The 1,648-nt window shown below is 57.9% G+C and carries 3 protein-coding genes; all 3 read left to right on the forward strand.

Annotated elements, in window-relative coordinates; translation table 11 throughout:
* Positions 1-164 precede the first annotated feature (164 nt).
* Complete coding sequence (locus tag AC1DH9_RS28785) at positions 165-863, forward strand: CoA transferase subunit A (protein ID WP_477809295.1); 699 nt, start codon at positions 165-167, stop codon at positions 861-863.
* 36 nt (positions 864-899) lie between these two features.
* Entirely contained in the window at positions 900-1,559 is a 660-nt protein-coding gene (locus AC1DH9_RS28790) for a CoA transferase subunit B (protein ID WP_054597885.1), read from the forward strand.
* Positions 1,560-1,582: 23 nt separating this feature from the next.
* A partial coding sequence (locus tag AC1DH9_RS28795; protein ID WP_477809296.1) for a hypothetical protein occupies positions 1,583-1,648 on the forward strand: 66 nt, incomplete at its 3' end.

A 1,648-nucleotide genomic window follows, 5' to 3' on the forward strand; every position in this document is an offset into this window, starting at 1 on the left:
TCTGCTTGACTGTCATCACCGTCCCTCACCATGCTGACCATTACCGATTGCTGAGTTTTATCTATCAATCAACCTTAAAAATCAACTTATCAAATCAATCTGATAGAGCAACACTCCACCCCATACGGCTAGCCAGCCGCCCACAAAGAATAAAAGAGGTGCATATGGCAGGTTTCGACAAGCGCGTGAGTTCCTATGAGGAGGCTCTGGCAGGCCTCGAAGACGGTATGACCGTGATCTCTGGCGGCTTCGGGTTGTGCGGTATTCCGGAAAACCTGATCGCCGAGATCAAGCGCAAAGGGACCCGCGACCTGACCGTGGTTTCCAATAACTGCGGCGTCGACGGTTTTGGCCTCGGCGTACTGCTGGAAGATCGCCAGATCCGCAAAGTGGTCGCCTCCTACGTCGGCGAAAACGCCCTGTTCGAAAAGCAACTGCTGAGCGGCGAGATTGAAGTCGTGCTGACTCCGCAAGGCACCCTGGCGGAAAAAATGCGCGCTGGCGGCGCTKGCATTCCGGCGTTCTTCACTGCCACCGGCGTGGGCACTCCAGTCGCCGAGGGCAAGGAAATCCGTGAATTCAAGGGCCGTCCATACCTGATGGAAGAGTCCATCACCGGCGACTTCGCCATCGTCAAAGGCTGGAAAGCCGACCACTTCGGCAATGTGATCTACCGCCACACCGCGCAGAACTTCAACCCGCTGGCCGCCACCGCCGGCAAGATCACCGTGGTCGAAGTCGAAGAGATCGTCGRACCCGGCGAGCTGGACCCCACACAGATCCACACCCCAGGCATCTACGTCGACCGGGTCATCTGCGGCACGTTCGAAAAACGTATCGAACAACGCACCGTGCGCAAGTGATCCTCGCCCTCAGCCCGAACAGTGGAGAATAAAAAAATGGCTCTTACCCGCGAACAAATGGCTCAGCGCGTCGCCCGCGAAATGAAAGACGGCTACTACGTGAACCTCGGCATCGGCATTCCGACCCTGGTCGCCAACTACATCCCCGAAGGCATGGAAGTCATGCTGCAATCGGAAAACGGCCTGCTCGGCATGGGCGCCTTTCCGACCGACGATAAAGTCGACGCGGACATGATCAACGCCGGCAAGCAGACCGTCACCGCGCGCATTGGCGCCTCGATTTTCTCGTCTGCAGAATCCTTCGCGATGATCCGCGGCGGCCACATCGACCTCACCGTACTCGGCGCTTTTGAAGTCGACGTACACGGCAACATCGCCTCGTGGATGATCCCCGGCAAACTGGTCAAGGGCATGGGCGGCGCGATGGACCTGGTGGCCGGTGCCGACAACATCATCGTCACCATGACCCACGCCTCCAAGGACGGTGAATCGAAACTGCTGCCGTATTGCAGCCTGCCGCTGACCGGTGCCAATTGCATCAAGCGCGTGCTGACCGATCTGGCCTACCTGGAAATCGAAAACGGCGCATTCATCCTCAAGGAGCGCGCACCCGGTGTGAGCGTYGAGGAAATCGTCAGCAAGACCGCTGGTAAACTGATCGTTCCCGAGCATGTTCCGGAAATGCAGTTCGCCTGAACCGCACCTTGAGGAGAAATTCGATGCAAGACGTTGTGATTGTTGCCGCCACCCGTACCGCCATTGGCAGTTTTCAGGGTTCGCTGGCC

It is taken from the genome of Pseudomonas sp. 05T35 (assembly GCF_056396605.1).